Origin of the sequence: Cryobacterium sp. 10I5 (assembly GCF_035019865.1) — a bacterium.
Classification (GTDB): Bacteria; Actinomycetota; Actinomycetes; order Actinomycetales; family Microbacteriaceae; genus Cryobacterium; species Cryobacterium breve_A.
Genome location: NZ_JASJVI010000035.1, coordinates 16,455 through 37,791 on the forward strand (window position 1 = coordinate 16,455; position 21,337 = coordinate 37,791).

Sequence of the window (21,337 nt, forward strand, 5' to 3'; positions counted from 1 at the left end):
GGTCCCGGACGAGGACGAGCTAGACGAGCGACATGATGTCGCGCGCCGCGGTGAGGAGCAGGGGGGCGTACGACTCGAGTTTCGCCTGCGTCACCAAGGGTGCGATTGTGGTGATGCCGATTCCGCCCAGCAGATTGTGCCGGGTGTCGAAAACGGGCGTCGCCATGCAGCGGATGTGCTCCTCGTTCTCCTCGTCGTCGATCGAGTAGCCGCGATTGCGTACAAGCTCACCGTCGGCGAGCAGGCTGTTGACGTCGGTGATGGTGTTGTCGGTGCGCCGCGGGAGCCCGGTGCTCACCGCGTAGCGTCGCACTTCGCTCTCGGGGAGGTAGGCCAGGACGGACTTGCCGATCGCGGTCGAGTGCAAGGGGATCTGGGCGCCGACGCGGGACGCCATCCGGATCGGCTGCGCGGTGTCCTCGATCTTCTCGACATAGGTGGCCCAGTCGCCGGTGCGCAGGGCGAAGTGGATGGTGCTGTGCACGTCCTGCTGGAGGCGCTGCAGTCGGGTGCGCACGCGGTCCGAATCCTCCGTGCTGGCAGTCAGGCGCAGGCCGAGCAGCCGAAGTGCGCGTCCGGGGGTGTACGCGCCTTCCGACGTGCGGCTGACGTAGCCGTCGTCCACGAGTTCGGACAGGAGGCGGAACACGCTCGTCTTCGACAGCCCGGTCTCCTTAACCAGGTCACTCAGGCGGTGCGTTTCGCCGGGGTTCGACACGGCTTCGAGCACGCGCAGCAGTTTGCGCGCTGCGCTGTCCTTCGCGGGCTCGCCGGCCTCGCCCGAAGTGTGAGATTCGTCGATCAAAGTCGCTGACATTTTGTCCTCCTGCGGCCAAAGATTGTGCATTGTGCACCATGAGAGGGCGGTTCTGCCCGATGGAACTCAATACGGCAATTCTACCGTGAAAGCAGTTGTTACTCAGCTGTCAACCGGTGCTAGTGTTTCATCTGACGGACACGCGTTCTGCTGAGCGGAACAACTTACAGGCTCCGCCACACTTTCGCCTCACGTTTCTCGCCTCAAAGAGGAGTACGCATGACAACCCAGCAGCTCGCACAGGGCATCCGTCTGGTGGACGGCCACGGCGGCCTCGCCGCCGTCGAAGTCACCAGACCCGCGGGCAGTGGCGCCTCAACCACGGCCCTCATCTACCTGCACGGCGCGCACGTCGCCGAGTGGACTCCCGCAGGCGGCAAGCCGGTCCTCTGGATGAGCAGGTTCGGCGTCTTCTCCGAGACCGACCCGCTTCGCGGCGGCGTTCCGCTCTGCTTCCCCTGGTTCGGCCCGAACGGCACGGATGCCTCCGCTCCCAACCACGGCTGGGCTCGCCTCTCCACCTGGTCGCTCGTCGACTCCCGTACCCTGGACGCCGCCACCGAGCTCGTCTTCGAGCTGACCCAGGACAGCGTCGGCGTTCCCGCCGGATTCCACCCCTTCACCGCGCACTACACGGTGACCGTCGGCGTCGAGCTCGGCCTCGAGCTGACCGTCCGCAACGACGGTGCCACCCCGTTCGCGTTCGAGGAAGCGTTCCACACCTACTTCGCCGTCGGCGACGTCACGACGAGCACCCTCACCGGTCTCGAGACGTTCGACTACACGGACCGCTCGACCAAGCCGGCCACCGAGGGCTCCTCGCTCCTGCCGCTCGGCTTCACCGGCGAGGAAATCGATCGCCTCTACCCGATGCCCGAGGCGCTGGAACTCAGCGACCCGGCGAACGACCGCATCATCCGCGCCGTGTCGCAGGGCGCCGCGCAGACGGTCGTCTGGAACGCCGGCCGCATCAAGGCCGCAGCCATCGCCGACTACGGCACCGACGAGTGGACCGAAACCGCCTGCGCAGAGACGTGCAACGTCGGCGCCCACTTCATCACTCTCGACCCCGGGGCGACGTCGACCATGCAGGTCACCGTCACCTCCACTACTACCGAACGGAACACGAAGACCATGCAGAGACTCTCCAAGAGCGTTGTTCCCGCGATCGCGGAACTGCCCACCAAGGCCATCCAGTTCGGCGAGGGCAACTTCCTCCGCGCGTTTGTCGACTGGCAGCTGCAGCAGATGAACAACCAGGGTCTCTTCAACGGTGGCGTGAAGATCGTCCAGCCCATCGAAGGCGGCCGCGTCGCCTCCCTCGAAGAGCAGGACAACCTCTACACGGTCCTCCTCGAAGGCCTCCAGGACGGCAAGGACGTGCAGAGCCACGAGGTCATCACCGTGGTCACCGGAACCGTCAACCCGTACGTCGACAACCAGAAGTACCTCGACCTCGCGGGCGACGACAACATCGAGTTCATCTTCTCCAACACGACCGAGGCCGGCATCGCGTTCGACGACCGCGACCGTCTTGACGACAAGCCCCAGCACAGCTTCCCCGGCAAGCTCACCGCCCTCCTGTTCGAGCGTTTTTCGCTCGGAAAGAAGGGCTTCCAGATCATCCCGTGCGAGCTCATCGAACACAACGGCGACAAGCTCAAGGAATCCGTCCTCGCGACCGCCGCGCTCTGGGAGCTCGACGCCGCGTTCGTCCAGTGGGTCAACACGGACAACACCTTCTACTCCAGCCTCGTCGACCGGATCGTTCCCGGCTACCCGGCCGACCGCGCCGCCGAACTCGCCGAGGAATTCGGCTACGACGACCAGTCGATCGTCAAGGCCGAGCCGTTCCTGCTCTGGGTCATCGAAGGACCGCAGTCGCTGACGGAGTCCCTCCCGCTCGCGAAGGCCGGCCTCAACGTGACCGTCACCGACGACATGACGCCGTACCGCGAACGCAAGGTGTTCCTGCTGAACGCCCCGCACACCACGATGGCCTCGATCGCCCGCCTCGCCGGCGTCGAGACCGTGCGCGACGTGATGATCGACCCCGAGTTCTCCCAGTTCGTGAACGCGGAAATGTACGAAGAGATCATCCCGGTCATCGACCTGCCGCACGACGAACTCGCCGCGTACGCCGAGTCCGTCAAGGAACGCTTCGAGAACCGCTTCATGCACCACGAGCTCGCCTCGATCGCGCTCAACAGCATCTCGAAGTACAAGTCCCGCCTGCTGCCGATCCTGGTCAACTTTCACGAGAAGGTCGGTACCTTCCCTCCCCGCGTCACCCTGGCCCTCTCCGCACTGCTGCTGACCTACAGCGGCGACGTGGCGGTCACCGTCGTCCCCGTCGACAGCGACGAGGTGCTCGCCACCTTCCACGCCGCATACGCGACGGCCACGACGACCGGCAGCAACGTGACGGCCGACTACGTCGAAGCGATCCTCGGCGATGACTCGCTCTGGGGCCGCGACCTCACCGAACTGCCCGGCCTTGTCGCCGAGGTCACCACCGGCCTCGACAACCTGCGCACCCTCGGTGCCCGCGCGACCATCGCGCTCCTGGCCTGATCGGCCGAAGCACACCCACCGACTGATCCACCGCAACGACTGCACGGAACAAAGGACTGTTTCTGATGTTTTTGAATGACGATTTCCTGCTCACCACGCCGATGGCGAAGAAGCTCTTCCACAATCACGCGAAGAACATGCCGATTGTCGACTACCACTGCCACCTGAGCCCCCAGGAGATCCTCGAAGACGGCAACTTCGCGACGATCACCGAAGCCTGGCTCGGCGGCAACAACTACGGCGACCACTACAAGTGGCGCCTGATGCGCACCAACGGGGTCCCCGAGAGCCTCATCACGGGAGACGGCGCCGACTTCGACAAGTTCTACGCCTGGGCGGGCACCCTCGAGAAGGCGCTCGGCAACCCGCTCTACGTCTGGGCTCACCTCGAACTCAAGCGCTTCTTCGGCATCGACACCGTGATCAGCCGGGCAACGGCCCGCGAGATCTACGACGCGGCCAACGTGCTGCTCGCGACGCCGGCGTTCTCCCGCCGCAACCTGATCCGGGGCATGAACGTGAAGGTCGTCGTCACGACGGACGACCCCGCAGACGACCTGCACGTCCATGAGCTGCTCAAGGCGGAGAGCGCGTTCACCGTGCTCCCGGCGTTCCGCCCGGACAAGACCCTGAACATCGACCAGGCCGGGTACGCGGCGTACATCGCCACCCTCGGCACGGCGGCGGGCGTCACCATCACCGCATTCGCGGACATCGTCGAGGCCCTCTCGAAGCGCGTCGACTTCTTCCACACCATGGGCGGACGCCTGTCCGACCACGCCCTCGACATCGTCGTCTACGAAGAGGCCACCCCGGCCGAACTCGACGCGATCGTCACGAACGCCCTCGCCGGCGGCACCCTGACCGCGACCGAGATCGCGCAGTACCGCACGGCTCTGCTCAAGGCCCTGATGCGCATCTACAGCGCCAAGGACTGGACGATGCAGTACCACCTTCACGCGATGCGCAACATCAACGACCCGGGCTTCGCCCGCATGGGCGCAGACACCGGCTACGACGCGATCAACGACCGCAACATCGCCGAGCCGCTCGCCAAGCTCTTCAACGCGATGGAATCCGAGGATGCGGTTCCCCGCACGATCATCTTCTCGCTGAACCCGAACGACTACCTGCCGCTGATCACCCTGATGGCGTGCTACCAGAAGGACGTCGTCCAGAAGCTCCAGCTCGGCAATGCCTGGTGGCACAACGACACCCGCAACGGCATGCGCCTGCAGCTGTCGACCTTCGCGGAGGAGAGCCTGCTCTCCAACTTCGTCGGAATGCTCACGGACTCCCGGAGCTTCCTCTCCTACCCGCGCCACGAGTACTTCCGCCGCATCCTCTGCGAACTGATCGGCGAATGGGTCGAACTCGGCGAAGTTCCCGACGACGAGGCCATCCTCGGCCAGATGGTCGAAGACATCTCGTACAACAACGCGAACACCTACTTCGGGTTCTAGCCCGTTCGGCCCCGAGCAGGCACCGAGGACACACGACCCGCCCGGGGCATCCACCCGCACAGTACCTCAGCACGAACAGCACGAAGCAGCATGAACCCATTAGATCCAGCACATAGGAGTGAACCGCATTATGAGTACAACCACCAAGGGCCTGCCCGGCGCCATGGGAGCCACCGGCCCCGAAGGCTCCGCCGGCGTCACCGTTATTGATCGCATCTCCCGCAAGGAGAAGGTCGCCTATGGCTTCGGCGACTTCGGCAACGGCTTCATGTTCGACCTCGGACAGTCGTACCTGACCAAGTTCTGGATCGACACCGCCGGCATCGCGCCCGCCGTCGTCGCACTCATCTTTACGCTCAGCAAACTGTTCGATGCCTGCATGGACCCGCTCGCGGCCGCATTCATCGACAGCCGCCGCTTCGGCAAGCGCGGAAAATTCCGCCCCGTCATGATGGTCTCCTCCATCCTGCTCGCCGTCATGACCGTCGTCACCTTCACGATGCCCGACGTGGACATGGGCTGGAAGATCGCCTTCGCCGCCGGCACGTACGCGGTCTGGGGGATCATCTACTCCTTCACCAATGACCCGTACGGCTCCCTCGCCTCGGTCATGACCCGCGACATCAAGGACCGCGCTGAGCTCGCGACCAGCCGCCAGGCCGGTTCGCTCGGCGCCCAGTGGATCTGTGGCTTCGCGTTCATCCCGATGATGATGATCTTCGGTGGCATGACCGCCCAGAACTTCATGTTCGCCTCGATGGTCATGGCCATCGTCGGCGTCGTGTCCTTCTACATCTGCTACCGCGGCACCAAGGAGCGCGTGTACGTCAACCGTGCCGTCGGCTTCGAGAAGAACGGCATGAAGGACTACGCCAAGGCGATCTTCACCAACAAGCCGCTCCTCGCCCTCGTGCTCATGACGCTCTTCACCATCTCCTCGATGAACGTCAACAACATGATGATGATCTTCTTCGCCCAGTACAACCTCGGCAACATCGCCCTCCAGGCCGTGCTCAACCTCGTCATGATCGGTGCCTCCATCGTCGGCATCATGTTCATCCCGAAGATGGTCGCCAAGTGGGGCAAGAAGAAGACGGCCATGGCCGGATTCATCGTCTCCATCGTCGCCAACGGCCTGAACTTCATCATTCCGACCAACCTGTGGACGTTCATGATCCTCGTCACCATCGGCTACGCCGCACTGGCCATCCCGAACGGCGTCACCTGGGCCTTCGTCTCCGACACGATCGACTACGGAGAATGGCACACCGGTGTCCGCAAGGAGACCATGACCTACGCCGCCTTCAACTTCTCCCGCAAGGTCGCCCAGTCCCTCGCCGCCCTCGTCGGCGCCGGCATGCTCGCCATCACGGGCTACGTCGCCAAGGCCACCTCGCAGTCCCCGGAGACGCTCTTCGGCATCAAGGCCGTCATGACGATCTACCCGGCCATCGCACTCACCATCGCCGCCGTGATCATCTACTTCCTGTACAGCCTGAGCGACGACAAGTACCACGCCATTGCCATCGACCTCGAAGAGGGCCGCTGGGAACAGGGCATCATCGGCGAAGAAATCGCCGCCAAGGCCTGATCCGGCCAGCAGTACCCTCCCCGACCGCTTCCCAGCGAGAGAAAAGATCTCATGAGCCACATCAACAGCATTGCGACCGGCACATCCGTGCTCGTCATGGCGGAAGGCGACGATGTCGCCGTTGCCCTCCGGGACCTCGTTCCCGGTGAAGCCATCACCCTGGGCGACAGCGTTCTGAATGTGCTCGGGGCCGTCCCAAGCGGCCACAAGATCGCACTCGGATCGGTTGCGGTCGGGGACCAGGTCCACAAGTACGGCCAGTCGATCGGCACCGCTTCGGCGCCGATCGTGCGCGGCGAACACGTGCACAGCCAGAACCTCGGAATGGACCTCGGTGCCCGCGTGCACGAGTTCGGTACCGTGCACACCGAGCTGCCCGCCCCGGTGGGAGCGCGTCGGACCTTCGACGGCTACCGCCGGGCGGACGGGCGCGCAGGCACCCGCAACTACATCGCGATCCTCACGACGGTCAACTGCTCCGGCACGACCGCCAAGCTGATCGCGGACCGCTTCCGCGGCGACCTGCTCGACCGCTTCCCGCACGTCGACGGCGTCATCGCCCTGACCCACCAGAGCGGCTGCGGCCTCGTCCTCGAGAGCGAGGGCGCGCAGATGCTCGTCCGCACCCTCAACGGCTACGCCGCCCACCCGAACATCTCCGGTGTGCTCGTGCTCAGCCTCGGCTGCGAAATGACCCCGGCCGACGTCATCCTCGGCCAGGGCGAGCTCCCGGCAGACACCCTCGTCACGACCCTCTCCATCCAGGAGACCGGCGGCATGCGCGCCACCGTCGCGGCCGGCGTCGAGGCCATCCTCGAGATGGCGGAAAAGCTCGACGAACGCCGCCGCGAGCCCATCGACATCTCCGAACTCGTCCTCGGCCTCAACTGCGGCGGCTCGGACGGCTACTCGGGCATCACCGCGAACCCGGCCCTCGGCTGGGCGTCCGACGTCCTCGTCGCCAACGGCGCGACATCCGTTCTCGCCGAGACACCCGAGATCTACGGCGCCGAGCACCTGCTCACCGCCCGCGCCACGACCCGCGAGGTCGGCCTCAAGCTGATCGACCGGATCAACTGGTGGGAAAGGTACATCGTCACCGGCGGCGGAACCATGGACAACAACCCCTCGCCCGGGAACAAGGCCGGCGGCATCACCACCATCCTGGAGAAGTCGCTCGGCGCCGTCGCCAAGGCCGGCCGCGCCGACCTCGCAGCGGTCTACGAATACGCAGAGCCGATGACCACCCGCGGCCTCGGCTTCATGGACACCCCCGGCTACGACCCGGTGTCCGTCACCGGCCTCGTCGCCGGCGGAGCGACGGTCGTCGTCTTCACGACCGGCCGCGGTTCGGTCTTCGGCTGCAAGCCGACCCCGAGCATCAAGGTCGGCACCAACACCGCGCTGTTCGTGCGCCAGGGTGACGACGTCGACATCAACGCCGGACGGATCGCCGACGGCACCGCCCGCGTCGAAGAGGTCGGCGCCGAGATCCTCGACATGATCATCGCCGTCGCCTCCGGCAAGCAGACCACGAGCGAAGAGTTCAACGTCGGCCAGGAAGAGTTCGTGCCGTGGCACATCGGAGCGGTGACCTGATGACCGACGAACAGGCGCGCGCCCAGGCGCTGCAGGAGGAGCCCGGCAACCCGGCCACCTCCGGCGTCGACCAGGGGGAACCTCAGGTGGTCTGCTTCGGCGAGACCATGGGCATGTTCACCCCCACCTCGACGACATCCCTCGACATCGCGGAGGGCTTCCACCTCGGCGTCGGCGGGGCGGAGTCCAACGTGGCCGCGCACCTCGCCGAGCTCGGCCACCACGTGGCCTGGGCCGGCAACGTCGGCCAGGACCCGATCGGCACCAAGGTCATCACGACGCTCGACTGCGGGGGAGTAGACACCCGCTGGGTGCACCGCACCCCGGCCAGCCCGACCGGCCTGTACCTCAAGGAGCCGGACACCGGCTCCGGCGCGCATGTCTTCTACTACCGTGCGGGTTCCGCAGCCTCCGAGCTCGGCGTGGCGGATGCCGCAGCCTGGCCCCTGCAGTCCGCCCACCTGATCCACACAAGCGGCATCACGCCCTCGCTGTCGCCGAGCTGCTCCGCCCTGGTGGAACACGTGCTCGATCACGCGGCGGAGTGGGGCACCTCGGTGTCCTTCGACGTCAACTACCGGTCCAAGCTCTGGCCCGTGAGCGTGGCCGGACCCCGACTGCGCGAGCTCGCCGGCAAGGCAACGGTCGTCCTCGTCGGACTCGACGAAGCCGCCACCATCTGGGGCTGCGTCACCTCGGACGACGTGCGCGCCCTGCTGCCCGACGTGCCATACCTCGTCGTCAAGGACGGAGCCGTCGACGCGACGGAGTACGCGCTTCTGCCCGACGGCACGCGCCGCACGACGGTCGTCCCTGCCCGCAAGGTCGAGGTCGTCGAGCCGGTCGGAGCCGGGGACGCCTTCGCCGCCGGTTACCTGTCCGCACTCATGAACGGGGAGTCGTCCGAAGTCCGCCTGAACCACGGGCACGCGCTCGCCGCCTGGGCGCTCGGCAGCCGCGAGGACTTCCGGCCCGGCCACGGGCTGTTCGCGGCAACGCCGGCGACCGCCGGCGAATCCGCGATGGCCGGCGGGAACGCCTCCGCCACCCACGACTCACAATCCGATCTCACCGATCTTAGGAGACTGTCCGCATGACCAGCACAACCGCCCTTCCCACCACTGAGTGGTTCCCCGGAGACTTCTTCCGCATCCCCGTCCTCGCCGTTCTGCGTGGTCTCTCGCTGACCGAATCCGTGCGCCTCTCCGAGCGCGCCTGGGATGCCGGAGTCCAGCATGTCGAGATCCCGATCCAGACCAGCGACGCGGTCCCCGTCCTGAAGGCCGTCGCCGAAGCGGCCGCCGAGCGCGGCCTCGTCGTCGGCGCCGGCACCGTCACCAACCTCGAGCAGCTCGACGCCGCCGAAAAGGTCGGCGTCGCCTTCACCGTCTCCCCGGGCTTCAGCCCGGAGATCGTCGCGGAGAGCGTTCGCCGCGGCATCCCACATCTTCCGGGGGTGGCCACTGCGACCGAGATCCTCCAGGCTCGTGCGCTCGGCCTCCGCTGGGTCAAGGTCTTCCCGGCCTCGATCCTCGGCCCGAACTGGGCGAAGTCCATGAAGGGCCCGTACCCCGACATGAACTTCATCGCCACCGGCGGAGTCACCGCGCTCAACGCGCCCGACTTCCTCTCCTCCGGAGTCAGCGTCGTCGGCCTGAGCTCGTCCTTCGCGGACGACGCCCAGCTCGAGCTCGTGCGCGGCCTCATCGCCGCCAGCGCAGCATCCGTTCTGACGGGTGCCGGCCGGAAGTAAGACTCAGCGAGACCGAGTCGCACAAAGACTGCGGCGTCCAGGACGTGCTTCGGCCCCTGGGCGCCGCGTTTGCGCTTTAAGCCCGACCCGAACCTCTGCGGCTAGAGAACGGGGTCCATCGAGTTCAGGTGGCAGGCGTCGTTCCACATCTGCAGCACGCGGTTGTCGCGTTCCCAGCCGAGGGTGGACACCGTCGCGGTGCCGAGGCTGAAGTGCTTGCCCGCTGAGGCAGGCAGGCCCATCCAGCGGGCCGTCATGATGCGCAGGAAATGCCCGTGCGCGAACACGGCGACGGGACCCGGAGCCGCGAGGCACTGCGCGATCGCGAGGTCGGCCCGCTCGCCGACCTCGTCCGCGGACTCGCCGCCGGTCATCGGGTGCGTCCACACGGACCAGTCCGGAATCTCCCGGCGGATGGCTTCGGTCGTGCGCCCCTCGAACACGCCGTAGTCCCATTCGAGGACGTCCTGGGACGCCATGCCCTGGGCGGCATATCCTGCGCGTTCCATGGTCTCCCAGGCCCGCTGCAGAGGGCTGGACAACACCGTCGGGAAAGCCTCGCCGTCGAGCATCTCGCCGAGCGCATCCGCCTGCTGCCTGCCGAGGTCGGTGAGCGGTATATCGGTGCGACCGGTGTGCCGGCCGGAGATGCTCCACTCGGTCTGCCCGTGCCGGATCAGGACGATGTCACGCGCGGTCATGATGAATCCTCGTGATTCTCAACTTCGTGGAGTCTGCACCTTCATGAAATATCGACCGGAATGAACCTGTCGATTCTTCGAGTTTAGACAGGCTCGTCGCGGAGCCTGACGGGGCGAGCGCGCGGAACGCGCCCCGATACCCATGACATTCGGAGGAAAAAGTGAGGGTTTGTGCAGGATTCCCGGCCACTATGGCCGATTCGCCTGCGCAGCATCCGAGCGCGCGGGCCCAAGACCAGTGAGCGCTGGCCCACGAACCCCTATTCGTGCGCCCGTGCTCACGACACCGGGACTCTATGACATCGCATTCGACACCCACCCGCCGCTCTCCGCACTCTCGCCGGATCATCGCCATTTCCCTGGCCTCCGCCGTTGCCGTAGCCCTCGTCACCGGAGGGTCATACGCCCTCCAGGCCGCGAACGCCGCCCAGGACCGCGTGACCGCCACCGCCGCCGTCTCCGCGAGCACCGGCCGCCAGCACGACCAACTGGGCGTGTACGACTCCATCGCCACGGTGCACGCGAAAGACGCCGCCGCCGCCGCGCTCGACCGGGCCAACGCGGTGCTCGCTGCCGCCAAGGACAAGGTCGACGCGACCACCCTGAGCGACGTCGCGAGCTCTCTCGCGAGCTACGAGGTCCTGCCCATCGACGAGGTCGAGTCGCTGACCCAGCGCACGGCCGCCATCTCGACGAGCGTCGCAGCCGCGGCAGCAGAGGCAGACCGGGTCGCCGCCGAGCAGGCGGCCGCCGCCGCCGCAGCGGCCGAGGCGCAGCGGCTGCAGGCCCTCGCCGCAGCGAACACGTCCGCAGGCGCGAAGAACGTGGCCCAGAGCCTGGCCGCCTCGAAGTACGGCTGGGGCGACGGACAGTTCAGCTGCCTCGTGCAGTTGTGGCAGAAGGAGTCCGGCTGGTCGTATACGGCGCACAATCCGAGTGGAGCGACCGGCATCCCGCAGGCGCTTCCCGGGAGCAAGATGGCCTCGGCCGGCTCTGACTGGGCCACCAACGCCGCCACGCAGGTCGCCTGGGGACTCGGCTACATCGCCGGCTCCTACGGAACACCCTGCGCCGCGTGGGCACACTCCGAGGCGTACAACTACTACTGAGTGCGCCCTGATCGGGAGCAGCCATTCCGTCGATTCGGGTGTCCGCGGCTGGAAATCGGCCGCCCTGTTCCTGAGAAAAACTCAGAAACGCTGAGTTTCCCCCGATTGCGCGGGAGGGCCTGACGTTCCGTGGCCCTCCCGCACCGCGGAACGCGGTGATCGGGTGCTCCCTTGCACCACTTATGGAGGTTTTGGTCGGGACTTTGCCAGAAAGCCTCTGCACCATGGCCAATTCGCCCGCGCCGCCACCGAGAGCGTAGGCCTGACACTCAGCGGATCCGGCAGCTTTTCGCACCGGTCCTCGATTGCAGGAAACATGAACTCATCTTCGCCAGCACCTGATTCGCCCGCAGATTCGGCTCCCGTCGACACTCGGGCTTCCCGCAGGAAGCACCCCAGGGCACGTCGCCCGAAACGGATCACCCTCGTCACGGCCGCCATGGCGATCGCCGCGATCGTGGCCGGGAGCGGCTTCGCAGCCAGCGCGGCCGCCGAGGCAGCCACCGCGGCGCGGAACCGGATGGCCGAAACGGCCGACGTCTCAACGGCGACGGGCCGGCAGCACGACCAGCTCACCGTGTACACCTCGATCGCAACGGTGCACGCCCAGGACGCCGCATCCGCTGCCCTGGCCGACGCCAACCAGGTCGTCGCCGCGGCCGTGAACAAGGTGGATGCCTCCACGTTGACCGCAGCGGCGAGTTCGCTGGCCAGTTTCCAGGTCCTGCCCATCGACCAGGTCGAGTCGCTGACCGCCCGGACCAAGGCCGAGACGAGCACCGTGCAGGCCGCCGTCGCGGAAGTCGACCGTGTTGCGGCCGAAAAGGCCGCGGCCGAGGCGGCCGCCGCTGCAGCGGCCCAGGCTGCCGCGGAAGCCCAGGCCGCCGAGGCGGCGAAGGCTGCCCAGGCGGCTGCAGCCGCCGCGGCCGCCGCGGCGCCGCAACCGGCAGCAGCATCGTCGTCGGGGGACAACAGCCCGGCCGGCGCGCGCGCGACGGCGAGTGCGATGGCCTCCTCCCAGTACGGATGGGGCAGCGGGGAATTCAGCTGCCTCAGCCAGCTGTGGAACAGGGAATCCGGGTGGAACTACAAGGCGTACAACAGCTCCAGCGGGGCAACCGGCATCCCGCAGGCGTTGCCGGGAAGCAAGATGGCCTCTGCGGGGTCGGACTGGGCCTCGAACGCGGCGACGCAGATCAGCTGGGGCCTCGGCTACATCAAGTCGGCATACGGCAGCCCCTGTGCGGCGTGGGCGCACTCCGAGTCCTTCGGCTACTACTGAGCGTCGGGTGCCGACCCGCTCCTGAACCGTCCCACCGCTCCACCCCTTCGGATGTCGGTGGCCCCTGTTAGCGTCGTTCCATCCACTCCCTGAGGCTCGTGCCGAGACCGAGGAGGACGGAAATGAAGGTTTTGGTGGCCACCGGGGCGACGCAGGGTGCCCGCGCCAGCGACTCGAACGGCTGCATCGAGGGTGAGCTCGTGTGGATGCTCGAGCCGTGCCCGTACAGCCGCTGGGCGCCATACGGGGACTGTGGCTGCGGGCGTTCGTTCAGCGGGATGAACTCGCTGCAGGCCACGACGACGGCACGGGTATCCGACGTGCCCGGCCTCACGAGGGACTACTACGAGCAGGCCCTGCGCGCGTGTTTCGACGCCCACGGCTGGTGCGTCTGCTGCCAGGCGAGGCCCGTGCCTGAACTCGTGGACGAACTCATCACCCTCGCCACGATCCTTGACGAGGGCACCGTTGTGGAACGCCGCCTCGACAGGCTCTCCGTGCGGCGAGTGCCCCGGGTGAAGCGGCGCGGGAACGAACGCGCATAGCGCGCCCGGTCCGGCCCGGCCCGGTCCGTTCCGGTCCGGTTCAGGGAACGGCGGTGCGGCGAGGCCGCCGGGAATACCCGGCGGCCCGTCCGCGCTGCACCGGGCATGAAGCACATCGGATTCCTCTCGTTCGGCCACCACCAGGCGGTGCGGGGTTCCCTCGCCCGCACCGCGCGAGACGCGCTGCTGCAGACGGTGGAGCTCGCGGTCGCCGCCGAGGAACTCGGCGTCGACGGCGCGTACGTGCGCGTGCACCACTTCGCCCGGCAGTTCGCCTCGCCGTTTCCACTGCTCGCGGCGATGGCGGCGCGCACGAGCCGGATCGAGCTCGGCACGGGCGTCATCGACATGCGCTACGAGAACCCGCTGTACATGGCGGAGGAGGCGGCGATCACCGACCTGATCAGCAACGGGCGTCTCCAGCTCGGCATCAGTCGCGGGTCGCCCGAAACCGCGCAGCGCGGCTACGAGAACTTCGGCTATGTTCCCGCCGACGGGCAGACCGACGCGGACGTCGCCCGCGAGCACACGTCCATCTTCCGTGCCGCAATCATCGGGGCCGGGATCGCGACCCCGAACCCGCAGATGTCGGCCGGCACCGGCCTGTTGCCGATCCAGCCGCAGGCTCCGGGACTGGGCGAGCGGATCTGGTGGGGCTCCGGCACGCGGGCGACCGCGAAATGGGTGGGCGAGCAAGGCATGAACCTGATGAGCTCGACCCTTCTCACCGAAGACACCGGTGTCCCGTTCGGTGATCTTCAGGCGGAGCAGATCGCGATCTACCGCGACGCCTGGGCGGCCGCGGGGCACCCCGGCACGCCGCGGGTATCGGTGAGCCGCAGCATCCTGCCGCTTGTCACCGACGAGGACCGCGCCTACTTCGGTCGCCCGGGCAGCCGGGAATCCGAGGACCAGGTCGGCTACCTCGACGGTGGTCTCGCCCGCTTCGGCAAGAGCTACGTCGGTGAGCCTGACCAGATCGTCGCCGAGCTGGCGACGGATGCCGCGGTGCAGGACGCCGACACCGTGCTCGTGACGATCCCCAACCAGCTCGGAGTCGCCTACAACGCGCGCCTCCTCGAGAGCATCGTCACCCACGTCGCCCCGGGCCTCGGCTGGCGCTGAGCCTCGTGAGACGCGCCGACGACTGGCGCGAGAAAGTTCGCCGTTCCGGCTAGCGCGAACGTGGCCCCGGTCGTACCGTATTCGCACCGGGTCGTGCGGCCCGGTATCGGGGCCCTGCGGCCCGGAGAGGACACGGGGTGCCGGACACCGGGCTGACCGCGGCAGAGGTCGCCGAGCGCGTCGCGGCCGGGCGTACCAACGCCTTCGTGCAGGACACCAGCCGCAGTGTGTGGAGCATTCTGCGCGCCAATGTGCTCACCCTCTTCAACGGCATCATCCTGGCCTGCTTCCTCGTGCTTCTGGCGATCGGCCGCTGGCAGGATGCCCTGTTCGGCTTCAGCGCGATCGCGAACGCGATCATCGGCACGGTCCAGGAGTACCGGGCCAAGCGGGCCCTCGACCGTCTGGCCCTCCTCAACGCCCCGAACGCGCGGGTGCTTCGCGACAGCATCGAGCAGGAGATCGACGTCGCCGCGGTCGTGATGGACGACACCCTCGTGCTGCGCGCCGGCGACCAGGTCGCTGCCGACGGGATCGTGTCCGGCTCGCGCGGACTGCAGATCGACGAGTCGATGCTGACCGGGGAATCGGATGCGGTCGAAAAGGTTCCCGGCGACCGCGCGCTCTCCGGATCGATCGTCGTGGCCGGGGAAGGACTCGCCGCCGTCGACCGGGTCGGGGCCGAGTCGTTCGCGAATTCCCTCGCCGCCGAGGCGAAGCGGTTCTCCCTCGTCGCGTCGGAAATCCGCACCTCGATCAACCGCGTGCTGAAGTGGGTGGCGTGGATCATCGGTCCGATCGCCCTTCTGGTGCTCAACGCGCAGATGGTCGCACAGGGCGGCTGGGAAAAAGCGACCGCAGGCGGGGCGTGGCGGGACGCTGCGACTGCCACGATCGCCGCGGTCGTCGCGATGGTGCCCCTCGGCCTTGTGCTCATGACGAGCATCACCTTCGCCGTCGGCGCCGTGAAGCTCGCCCGGCAACAGGTGCTCGTGCAGGAACTGCCCGCCGTCGAGGGACTCGCCCGGGTGGACATCATCTGCCTCGACAAAACCGGAACCCTGACCCAGGGCGACATCGTCTTCGACGACGCGCATCCGCTGACCCCGGTCGCCGGGTGGGAGGGCGTCCTGGCCTGGTACGGGGCACAGCACGATGCCAACGCGACCGCACGGAGCCTGGCCGGCCGCTTCACCGATCCGATCCAGGAGGAGCCCGTCGACCGGGTGCCGTTCTCCTCCGCCCGCAAATGGAGCGCGGTCGTGTTCGGCGACGGCATGTGGATCCTGGGCGGCCCCGAGATGGTCTTCCCGGCCGCCGACCCCGGAGGCGACTCCGGCAGCGGTCCCGGCAGTGGTCCCGGGGCCGGCGCCCTCCGCACGGTGGCGACCCGGGCCCGCGACCTCGCCGCCACCGGCCGGCGCACCCTCGTGCTCGCCCACGGCACGCCGACAGACGATGAGACCGTGCCGGGCGACGCCGTCCCTGTCGTGTTGCTCACCTTCCGGGAGAACATCCGGCCAGACGCCGCCGACACCCTCGCCTACTTCGCGGCGCAGGACGTCGGAGTGCGGATCATCTCCGGTGACAACCCGCACACCGTCGCGGCCATCGCCCGCGACGTCGGCCTGGACGCTCCGGACGGCTTCGACGCTCGCGGGCTGCCCGACCGGGACGAAGATCTCCTCGGGATCCTGGACCGGTACATCGTGTTCGGGCGGGTCACGCCAGACCAGAAGAAGCGGATCGTGGTTGTGCTGAAGTCGGCAGGGCACACCGTCGCCATGACCGGAGACGGCGTGAACGACGCCCTCGCCATCAAGGAGGCCGATATCGGCATTGCCATGAATTCCGGCGCGGCCGCGACCAAGGCGGTCGCCCGGCTTGTGCTGCTCGACGGCCGGTTCTCGCACCTGCCGAACGTCGTCGCGGAGGGACGCCAGGTGATCGCGAACATCGAACGCGTCTCGATGCTCTTCCTCACCAAGACCGCGTACGCGACCTTCCTCGCGATCACCTTCGGGATCCTGCTGCTGCCGTTCCCGTTCCTGCCCCGGCAGCTGTCCGTCACCGACGGGCTCACGATCGGCATCCCGGCGTTCTTCCTCGCCCTGCTCCCGAACGCGCAACGCTACGTGCCGGGCTTCCTCCGCCGCTCGCTGACCTTCGCGATCCCGGCGGGGGTCGCCGTGACCTTCGGCCTGGCCGCATACTCCAAGCTCGCCGCGAACCTCGAGATCCCCGAGGCCGAGATCCGCAGCGGCTCCACGCTCATCCTGACCATCATCGGCCTCTGGATCCTCGTGGTCCTGTCGCGCCCCGTGACCCGGTTCAAGGGCCTCGTCATCGGCGCCATGATGGTCGGGCTCGTGCTCGTGTACTCGGTGCCGATCAGCCGCAGCTTCCTGCAGCTCGTCACCCCCACCCTGCCCACGGCGCTGCTCATACTCGGGACCTCCGTCGTGTGCATCGCGCTCATCGAGATCGTGCGATTCGCGCACCGGCGCATCGCCCGTCGCGACGCGGAACGGGCCCTCGCTCAGCGCACCGCGAAGTAGCGGCGCCCAGCCCCCGTCCACAACGGCAGGACCACGCACACGACGACGAGCCCCTGGATCGCGACGCCAGACCAGTCCCCGTCATCCGCGACGATCAGGTCGGCGACCATGAGCGCGAGGGCCAGCACGACCACGACCGTCGCACTCAACCGCGAGACCCGGCTCCCGCGCGAGACCCCGGATGCGAGAGCGACGACGAACAGACCGAACAGGATCATGCCGGCCCCCGTCAGCGTCACGGCAAAGGCAACCCCATCAGCGGCCACATCGGGCACGTACCGCAGGAAGATGGTCAGGATGCCGAGGACGATCTGCGCGATCCCGCCGATATACATCAGCACCACGGCGAAAGTCACCGCGCCCGGCCGCTTCACCGTCATAGATCTGGCCTCCTCGGACTCGCCCGTCGTCGCGACCAAACTACCGACGCACGGCACCACTGTGCAATGACCCCACCCGACACTCCTCCCAGCCTCAATCGGCCGCTGAGTTGCGGAAAAAACACCTTCCCGGTGCGCATCGGGGTGCTTTCTCCGCAACTGAAACTCGGCCGGGGCATCCGCCACCGGGACTGTGGATAATTCGCGCGCAATCTCAGCGAAAAAGGCATCCTCGAGGGATGATTGCGCGAATTCCCCTCCCCTCGCCCTTCGATGAGAACCCGTTCACCGTGGGTGCGGCTCGCCTGGCTGGGGTCGGTCGGTCGCGCCTGGCCGGCAACGATCTGGGGAAGGCGTTGTGGGGCGTCCGCCTCCCTCCCGGGGCCGTCACAGATGTCGACACGCTGTGCCAGGCATTGACCATACGGATGCCGCCACACGCCTTCTTCACACACGCGACTGCCGCGCGTTTGATGAGGCTTCCGCTGCCGCGGCGCCTCGAGTCCGCGCTGCCGCTGCACGTCGGAGTGGCAGTACCAGGGGGATCAGCACCGCACGGATCGGACTCAATGGCGGAGGGACATCCGCCGGGTGGGAGGTCTCGAGGACAATGGCTGGCAGATGCTGCAGTACACGGACGACGACCTGCACTCAGCGATCGCGCTCGTTGCTCGACTCGAACGACGCTTGCGCAGCCGCGGCTGGACCGGGGTAAGGCGTTCGCGCTCCTGAGCCGCTCATAAACGCTCCCTGGTCGCTGAGTTTCGGAGAAAACACCTTCCCGGAAGCAAAGAAGGTGTTTTCTCCGCAACTCAGGCAGGCGCATTAGGCTTGAATAACCATCACGAGTCGGAAGCCAGGTCAGAGACGTGCGGGTCATCAGCTACAACCTTCGGAAGAACCGGGCGGTCGGCGAACTCGCCGCGCTCTGCGTCACCTACGAGCCGGACGTGCTCTGCCTCCAGGAGGCGGACACCCTCGAGCTGCCCGACGACATCGGCACGCTCCACCTCGCCGACTCGACCCTGACCAACCGGCTCGGCCTCGCGATCTACTACCGCCAGGACCGGTTCGAGGCCGTGACCACGCAGGCCTTCGCGCTCAAGAAGTCCCTGCACGACATGGTCCTGCGCCCGGCGCACGAGCGCCTGATCGGCACCCGCCTGATCGACAGCCAGGCCGAACGCGAACTCGTCGTCGCGTCGTTCCACGCCGCGCCCCTCACCGCGCGCAATTCCCTCCGCCGCAACCAGATCCGCTCGGCCCACGAGGAGCTCAACCGGCTCGGCCCCGGCCTGCCGACGCTCATGGTCGGCGACTACAACTACCCGATCTTCAAGGGCAACCTCGGCGACAAGGTCACGGAGTCCGGCTACGACCTCACCCTGAGTGACACCCGCACGTACACGCGCTACAAGTTCTTCCGGGGCCACTTCGACCTCGCCACCTCGGTCGGCCTGACCATCGAGAACGTCGAGACGCTCCCGCGCGGCACGTCCGACCACATGCCGATCATGGTCACGTCGTCCTACACCGAGGAACCGCCGACGCAGACGCTCCGGCAGAGTGCCCGGAAGAGTATTCGCGAGACGGATGCCGCCCGCTCGGCGTCGAAGACCGCGACGCAGACCGCGACCGCGGCCGAGATCAGCACGGCGCCGCCGCGCGCCGACTTCGACATCTGAGCAATCCGGGAAATCTGGGTCGGCCGAAGCGTCAGTCCGCGGTCGGCGGAGCCGGGAGCGGCTGGCCGGCCAGGCGCGCGACGAGGGCTTTGAGCTCGCCGATCTCGATGGTGAGGGCGTCGAGCTTGTCCTCGTTCACGCCGAGCTCGACCTTGATCGCTTCCTCGGCCTCGCGGCCCGCGCTCGCGAACCAGGACGCGATGTACGCGGTGATGGTGCCGATCAGCGCGATCCCGGTGACGACAAGGCCGACCGCGACGAGACGCCCGTCGGTCGTGACGGGAAAGTGGTCGCCGAACCCGACGGTGGCCATGGTGATGAACGACCACCACCAGCCGTCCCACACCGTGAGAATGTTCGCGCCGGTCGCGTTCCGTTCCGCGTCGGTCACCGCGAGGCCCGCGATGAACCAGACCGACACCGCAGTGATTCCCACATAGGTCATCACCCGGTTCTTGAGCACCTTGCTCAGCCGGCGGGTGGACAGGATCACGACCGAAACCACTCGCAGTGCCCGCAACGGCCGGAACAACGGGAGGGCGACCGCGAGCAGATCGAGGATATGGGTGCGCACGAACGCGCGGCGGTCCTCCGCGAGGCTCACCCGCACGACGAAGTCGACCGCGAAGGCCGCCCAGGTCCCGATCTCGATCCACTCGAGGAACAGGTGCCAGCCCGGACTGATCTCCGGCGCTATGATCGGCGTCGCATACGCGATCAGGAACGCGATTCCGAGGGCGAGCAGGGGAGTGTCTGTCGCGCGTTCCCAGCGGGAGCTTCGTGTCATCGCCTTCTCCTGGCTCGTCATGGTCACAGGTCGCGTGCTCATGCTAGAGGGCGAATGTTGCGCCCGCGTTTCGAAAACGCGTGGCTCGCTCAGGCGAGCGGGAACACGATCCGGGTGCGCCACTGAGCGGGGTCGGGTTCCGTGTCGGGACCGACCAGGTATTCCTCCCACATGTCCCCGGCGACGGCGAGCTTCTGCTCGGTGATCCAGTCCGTGACGGCCGTATACGTCGCGGGCAGGGTCTCGTACGGGCCCACGTGGAACGTCTCGACCGCTGGACCGGACGGAAGGTGCACGACTTCGACCGCCCTGGTCGCGCTGACGTCGTCGACAACGGGGAATCCGGCGGTCACGTCGACCGCTGCATCCGTCGGGGCTCCGTGATACAGCGCGATCGGCGGCCCGCTCGGGTGGGATCCCAGCCTGCCGAGTTCGGCCGCGGCGGTCTGGAAGGCGCGCTCGAAGTATTCGGTCAACCTGCTCATCGGGATCACCTCATGGACTCCGAGGAGCGTGCGGGGTTCAAGGGTGATCTGTTCGGCCTTCATCTGACTCTCCCTGGTCCGTGCCCCGGGCCCCGGACGAGCCCGATGGGGCCAGAGTAGACCGCAGCCCGCTCCGTCGTAAGGGTGCATAGTGGTCGCGAAGACCCCGACCCCGAGGAGGGACCATGCCCGGCAAGATCGGCAACATCGTTTTCGACTGGCAGCATCCGCGCGAGCTCTCGCATTTCTGGGCGGACGTGCTCGGCTATCCCCGCGCCGAGTGGCCGCCGGAGCTGCGCGAACTCGTGCTCACGAGCGACCTCACCGAGGCCGACCTCGAGACACGCAGCATCGCCGGCGACCCGGAGGGCAAACTTCCGCGGTTGTTCTTCCAACGGGTCCCTGAGGGCAAAACCGTCAAGAACAGGGTGCACCTCGACATCAACGCGGTACCGGGACGGGCGCCGAGCCGGGAGGAGGTCGACGCGGAGCGGGATCGGATCGTCGCGCTGGGGGCATCCGTGCTCCGGGTGGTTGACGAGTCGTGGGGGCCGTTCCCGGAATATCACGTCATCATGGCCGATCCGGAGGGAAACGAATTCTGCGTCCAATAACCCGCATCCGGGCCGATCCCGGTAACCGCTCGGGGCAAAATGACCGTAGCGTTGAGTCGTGGTCTTCGAACACGGGTATTCGAAGAATGTGGGGGACACGAACACGAGAGGTTTTCTGGCTTTGAGCAACGAATGCATCCACGGACTCGAGGGTGGCCTGTGCGCCATCTGTTTCCCGAAACCGATTCCGGAGGCTGTACCCGCGGCACCCGGCTGTACCTCGGCGCTGACGCCGTCGTCGAACTGACCGGCCTGCGCAACCCCTGCTC

The 21,337-nt window shown here is 67.3% G+C and carries 18 protein-coding genes; 13 read left to right on the forward strand and 5 right to left on the reverse strand.

Translation table 11 applies throughout. From position 1 onward, the window contains the following. Positions 1 to 19 precede the first annotated feature (19 nt). The gene (locus tag QN350_RS10580) at positions 20 to 817 is read right to left on the reverse strand and encodes an IclR family transcriptional regulator (RefSeq protein WP_322137684.1); all 798 of its coding nucleotides are present in this window, start codon (positions 815 to 817) and stop codon (positions 20 to 22) included. Between the two features lie 219 nt (positions 818 to 1,036). On the opposite strand from QN350_RS10580, the gene QN350_RS10585 reads away from it, so the two are divergent. The 6 genes from QN350_RS10585 to QN350_RS10610 all read left to right on the forward strand — a co-directional run bounded on the left by QN350_RS10585 (position 1,037) and on the right by QN350_RS10610 (position 9,797). Further along, a complete protein-coding gene (locus QN350_RS10585; RefSeq protein WP_322137683.1) occupies positions 1,037 to 3,391 on the forward strand; it encodes a tagaturonate reductase in 2,355 nt (784 codons plus the stop codon). Positions 3,392 to 3,456: 65 nt separating this feature from the next. Next, on the forward strand, positions 3,457 to 4,854 hold the full coding sequence (gene uxaC / locus QN350_RS10590; RefSeq protein WP_281535552.1) for a glucuronate isomerase: 1,398 nt from the start codon (positions 3,457 to 3,459) through the stop codon (positions 4,852 to 4,854). Positions 4,855 to 4,984: 130 nt separating this feature from the next. Further along, entirely contained in the window at positions 4,985 to 6,445 is a 1,461-nt protein-coding gene (locus tag QN350_RS10595; RefSeq protein ID WP_322137682.1) for a glycoside-pentoside-hexuronide (GPH):cation symporter, read from the forward strand. A gap of 51 nt (positions 6,446 to 6,496) precedes the next feature. After that, positions 6,497 to 8,044, forward strand: coding sequence for an altronate dehydratase family protein (locus QN350_RS10600; RefSeq protein WP_322137681.1), 1,548 nt, complete (start codon positions 6,497 to 6,499; stop codon positions 8,042 to 8,044). Further along, the gene (locus QN350_RS10605; RefSeq protein WP_322137680.1) at positions 8,044 to 9,141 is read left to right on the forward strand and encodes a sugar kinase; all 1,098 of its coding nucleotides are present in this window, start codon (positions 8,044 to 8,046) and stop codon (positions 9,139 to 9,141) included. Before QN350_RS10600 ends, QN350_RS10605 begins: the two co-directional genes overlap by 1 nt. Then, positions 9,138 to 9,797 (forward strand): bifunctional 4-hydroxy-2-oxoglutarate aldolase/2-dehydro-3-deoxy-phosphogluconate aldolase, encoded by a 660-nt coding sequence (locus tag QN350_RS10610; protein ID WP_322137679.1) that lies wholly within the window; start codon positions 9,138 to 9,140, stop codon positions 9,795 to 9,797. The genes QN350_RS10605 and QN350_RS10610 overlap by 4 nt, the downstream gene beginning before the upstream one ends. Before the next feature lie 101 nt (positions 9,798 to 9,898). Here QN350_RS10610 and QN350_RS10615 read toward each other — a convergent pair whose 3' ends face one another. Further along, complete coding sequence (locus tag QN350_RS10615; RefSeq protein ID WP_281535547.1) at positions 9,899 to 10,498, reverse strand: histidine phosphatase family protein; 600 nt, start codon at positions 10,496 to 10,498, stop codon at positions 9,899 to 9,901. A gap of 296 nt (positions 10,499 to 10,794) precedes the next feature. Between QN350_RS10615 and QN350_RS10620 the strand changes: the two genes are divergently transcribed. The 5 genes from QN350_RS10620 to QN350_RS10640 all read left to right on the forward strand — a co-directional run bounded on the left by QN350_RS10620 (position 10,795) and on the right by QN350_RS10640 (position 17,117). Then, the gene (locus QN350_RS10620; RefSeq protein WP_322137678.1) at positions 10,795 to 11,607 is read left to right on the forward strand and encodes a hypothetical protein; all 813 of its coding nucleotides are present in this window, start codon (positions 10,795 to 10,797) and stop codon (positions 11,605 to 11,607) included. A gap of 316 nt (positions 11,608 to 11,923) precedes the next feature. After that, positions 11,924 to 12,889, forward strand: a complete 966-nt coding sequence (locus QN350_RS10625; RefSeq protein ID WP_322137677.1) for a phospholipase — start codon at positions 11,924 to 11,926, stop codon at positions 12,887 to 12,889. A gap of 122 nt (positions 12,890 to 13,011) precedes the next feature. Then, positions 13,012 to 13,434 (forward strand): hypothetical protein, encoded by a 423-nt coding sequence (locus tag QN350_RS10630; RefSeq protein ID WP_281535544.1) that lies wholly within the window; start codon positions 13,012 to 13,014, stop codon positions 13,432 to 13,434. A gap of 105 nt (positions 13,435 to 13,539) precedes the next feature. Beyond that, the gene (locus tag QN350_RS10635) at positions 13,540 to 14,559 is read left to right on the forward strand and encodes an LLM class flavin-dependent oxidoreductase (protein WP_322137676.1); all 1,020 of its coding nucleotides are present in this window, start codon (positions 13,540 to 13,542) and stop codon (positions 14,557 to 14,559) included. Positions 14,560 to 14,696: 137 nt separating this feature from the next. After that, positions 14,697 to 17,117 (forward strand): HAD-IC family P-type ATPase, encoded by a 2,421-nt coding sequence (locus QN350_RS10640; protein ID WP_322137675.1) that lies wholly within the window; start codon positions 14,697 to 14,699, stop codon positions 17,115 to 17,117. Here QN350_RS10640 and QN350_RS10645 read toward each other — a convergent pair. Next, the gene (locus tag QN350_RS10645; protein WP_281535541.1) at positions 17,099 to 17,497 is read right to left on the reverse strand and encodes a hypothetical protein; all 399 of its coding nucleotides are present in this window, start codon (positions 17,495 to 17,497) and stop codon (positions 17,099 to 17,101) included. The two genes, QN350_RS10640 and QN350_RS10645, sit on opposite strands and share 19 nt — an antisense overlap. Positions 17,498 to 18,366: 869 nt before the next feature. Here QN350_RS10645 and QN350_RS10650 point away from each other — a divergent pair. After that, positions 18,367 to 19,182, forward strand: a complete 816-nt coding sequence (locus QN350_RS10650) for an endonuclease/exonuclease/phosphatase family protein (protein ID WP_322137674.1) — start codon at positions 18,367 to 18,369, stop codon at positions 19,180 to 19,182. 31 nt (positions 19,183 to 19,213) lie between these two features. Here the strand turns inward: QN350_RS10650 and QN350_RS10655 are convergent, their stop codons facing one another. Both QN350_RS10655 and QN350_RS10660 read right to left on the reverse strand, forming a co-directional pair. After that, the gene (locus QN350_RS10655) at positions 19,214 to 20,011 is read right to left on the reverse strand and encodes a potassium channel family protein (RefSeq protein ID WP_323503142.1); all 798 of its coding nucleotides are present in this window, start codon (positions 20,009 to 20,011) and stop codon (positions 19,214 to 19,216) included. 47 nt (positions 20,012 to 20,058) lie between these two features. Continuing rightward, positions 20,059 to 20,517 carry a GyrI-like domain-containing protein gene (locus QN350_RS10660; RefSeq protein ID WP_281535539.1) on the reverse strand — a complete coding sequence of 153 codons (459 nt, stop codon included), beginning with the start codon at positions 20,515 to 20,517 and terminating at the stop codon, positions 20,059 to 20,061. Positions 20,518 to 20,639: 122 nt separating this feature from the next. Between QN350_RS10660 and QN350_RS10665 the strand changes: the two genes are divergently transcribed. Further along, on the forward strand, positions 20,640 to 21,068 hold the full coding sequence (locus QN350_RS10665) for a VOC family protein (protein WP_322137672.1): 429 nt from the start codon (positions 20,640 to 20,642) through the stop codon (positions 21,066 to 21,068). The last annotated feature ends 269 nt before the right edge of the window (positions 21,069 to 21,337 follow it).